This window comes from Sulfuricaulis sp. (assembly GCF_049587675.1).
Taxonomy (GTDB): Bacteria; Pseudomonadota; Gammaproteobacteria; order Acidiferrobacterales; family Sulfurifustaceae; genus Sulfuricaulis.
Genome location: NZ_JBAVEJ010000232.1, coordinates 1 through 3,250, shown reverse-complemented (window position 1 = coordinate 3,250; position 3,250 = coordinate 1). Strand labels below are relative to the sequence as shown.

General features: G+C 59.5%; 2 protein-coding genes and 1 pseudogene. 2 read left to right on the top strand and 1 reads right to left on the bottom strand.

Annotated elements, in window-relative coordinates; all coding sequences use genetic code 11:
* Positions 1–99: 99 nt before the first annotated feature.
* A pseudogene (locus tag WB402_RS12085) lies at positions 100–324 on the top strand (hypothetical protein); the annotation flags it as partial.
* A gap of 198 nt (positions 325–522) precedes the next feature.
* Here WB402_RS12085 and WB402_RS12080 read toward each other — a convergent pair.
* A complete protein-coding gene (locus tag WB402_RS12080) occupies positions 523–2,439 on the bottom strand; it encodes a hypothetical protein (RefSeq protein WP_424208190.1) in 1,917 nt (638 codons plus the stop codon).
* A gap of 570 nt (positions 2,440–3,009) precedes the next feature.
* Between WB402_RS12080 and WB402_RS12075 the strand changes: the two genes are divergently transcribed.
* The coding region (locus WB402_RS12075; protein WP_424208188.1) for a hypothetical protein at positions 3,010–3,250 on the top strand (241 nt) is incomplete at its 3' end.

The window sequence follows — 3,250 nt, the reverse complement described above, 5'->3', positions numbered from 1 at the left end:
CATCAAGCATGTTGCCGCGCGAGCCCGGATTCTCCTCACGGCTGGATTTCGCCGATACATTGGCCCTGCAATCCCTCCCCCTGGCCGCCGATCCATTGCATGAAGCATTCCCTCCAGACGCTGCCATTCAACAATTCCTTTGTTGCCCTGCCGGACAGATTTTACTCGCGCGTCGCGCCGACGCCATTCGAGACCAAGTCGATATTGATTCACTTCAATGCGCAGGCGGCGCTGCCAGATCTCGATCCGGCCGTGCAACGCGACCCGCGATTTGTCGAGGTATTCAGCGGTAATCATAAAATGCCCGGCATGGATCCGATCGCCATGCTTTACGCAGGTCATCAGTTCGGACACTACGTGCCCCAGCCCGGCGACGGGCGCGCCGATTTCGGACCTTTAGGATGCAATTTTGAACAGCGGAAGGTTACCCAAAGGACGGAAGACAGCGAAGTATTCCGTCATCCAGATATTTTATCTTCGTCATTCCCGCGCATGCGGGAACGGTGCCCGAAAAACAATTCCCTAATTGAGTGCAAAATTCACCACGCTACCCCCCGTGGTGAGCGGGCCGGAGATATTGATGTTGGCGGTGTTGCCATCCGGACGGTTGGCAAACAACTCGAAGACCGCGTCGGTGATTTGATCGGCCCGGTAGACGATACGCGAACTGTCCAACGCCCAGTCAAAATTGAACACATCACCGTTCAACACCATCGCACCCGAAACCCGCGGGTTAAGCGCGCCATCCGGCGTGACGGTAAACAACTCGTTAACGCCCGGGTCGAGCTGATCGGCCAGGTAAGCAATGCGCGAGCTGTCCGGGGCCCAGGCAAAATTAAATAAGACGCCGAAGCTCCCCGCGACCATCGGCCCGGAAACGCGCACGTTGTCGCTGCCTTCCGGGCGGGAGGTAAACAACTCGAAGACGTTGTTGCTGAACTGAGTGGCCTGATAGGCAATGCGCGAACTGTCCGGCGCCCAGGCAAAATTAGATTGGACGTTGCCGCCCGCGACCATTGGCCCCGAGACGCGCACGTTGTTGCTCCCATCCGGGCGGGAGGTAAACAGCTCGAAGACGGCGTCGGTTAGTTGATCGGCTAAATACGCAACGCGCGTGCTGTCCGGCGACCAGGCGAAATTAACAACGTCGCCTGCTAACGGCATGGCGGAGACCTTGGTATTGCCGCTGCCATCGGGCCTGCTGGTAAACAGGTCAACGACACCCTGGCTGAGTTGATCGGCTAAATAGCCAATGCGCGAGCTGTCCGGGGCCCAGGCAAAATTAAATTGGACGTAACCACCCGCGACCATTGGCCCCGATACGCGCACGTTGTCGCTGCCGTCCGGGCGGCTGGTGAACAGCTCGAAGATGCTATCGGTGAACTGATCGGCCAGGTAGGCAATACGCGAGCTGTCCGGGGCCCAGGCAAAATCAAGCACGCCGCCCCCGTGCACCATGGCGCCGGAGACGCGCACGTTGTTGCTGCCGTTCGGGCGACTGGTAAACAGCTCGAAAACGCTGCCGGTGAGCTGAATAGCCCGGTAGACAATGCGTGAGCTGTCCGGCGCCCACTCATAATCAAACACATCGCCACCGGCCACCAAATCGCCGGAGACGCGCACGTTGCTGCTGCCGTCCGGGCGGCTGGTAAAGAGTTCGAAGACGTCGTCGGTGAGCTGATCGGCCCGGTAGACAATGCGTGAGCTGTCCGGGGCCCAGGAAAAATCAAATACGTTGCCGCCCGAGACCAGAGGCCCGGAAACCTTGTGCACACCGCCGCCATCGGTGCGCGCGACATACAGTTCAAAAACTCCGTGCGTGTCCTGATCCGCCATATAGGCCACAAAGCGCTGATCCGGGGAGATGCTGAAGTTTGACATCACCTTGCCGTCGGGTACCAAAGTATCGTTCAGCCGGAACACCCGCTTACCGTCGAGACTTGCGAAGTAAAGCTCGGGGCGGTTATCGACCTCCTTGTCGGCCAGGAAGACGGCAAACTGAGGTGTGGTCTTGCACTCGAAGATGTGCCGCCCATGCCGCGAATGGCGCGACCTGACTTTGAACTTCTCGTGCCACGCCTTGCCGTCACGGTCCGTCGCGCGCACCTCGAAGTCGAGCTCGGTGTCGGCCGGCAACGGCGGCATCACAAAGTGGGCGAGCGCCCTGTCTCCATCGTCGAGAGCCACGGGCGGGCCACCGGTCTGGCTCCAGCGGTAAGACATGCCCGCGGCGCTGCTACCATCGACGCTCACCCGCAGTATCGCGATGTCCCCCGGCGCAGCACCGGTCGTCGACGCCGCCACAACGCTGGCGGGAGAGTCTTGGGTGACCCCACTGCTACTGCTCCCGCTCCCACCCGCGCCGCAGCCGGCAAGCGCCAAGGTCAGAACCATCAGCCATACCCGAACGGGAAAAGTGAACATTGGAATTTTCGACATGGTCCCTCCTGTCATACTTCGGAAACGATCCTGTACCGTATTAATAGGTTTAGAATCGGGCATAGCGCATGTCAACATGATCCACTTGGCGATCAATCGATTTCATGGCTGATTGGATCGTCTCCAACCTTACGCGGTCGTGTGATATTTCCAGCGATAGCGAGGATAGACTCCTCTTCGGTGCGAGTATTGCCAGAGGGTGGCGCGATGACAGATGGAATGCTTCCGAGCGTCGATTTCGGACGAACGGTCTGCTTTTATCTTATTTGCAAGCCTTTGAGGACTGTGTGATTGCAGCGGGTCTCCTCAGCGAAGGCCTGCGTGGTAAGTCCGCTCATTGCCAGCGCGACAGCGAGCGCAGCGGATCGGAAGTGTGAAGCGCGGGCAGTCTGCATATTTGTGCCTCCTATGGCGAATAAAAAAACAACGAGCCGCGTCTGTCGGCAGACAGGGCGGCCCGGTGCTGCGGTCGTGCTGCTAAGATAACGTATAGCAACTTCCACCTTCCGGTTTGCCGCAGGGCGGAAAGGTCCGCAACGATAATGATGGAGCCACTGACGGGGAATACCTATGCGTCGACGCGAATACGCCCTCAAGACCTATGTGCATCGGATACTGGCGCTGCGTCTGCTGGCCGCCGGTGCAATCGTGGCCGTGGTGTTCGGCGCGATCGCCTATGCGCGCGGCTACGAGCGCATCGGGGATGCAGTGGTGCTGACTGCACGCAACGGCATCGAGCGGATCCGGATCGACGTGCGCCGGCTGCTCGACACCACGACGCTCGACGTGCGCACGGCAGTACAACAAGCGC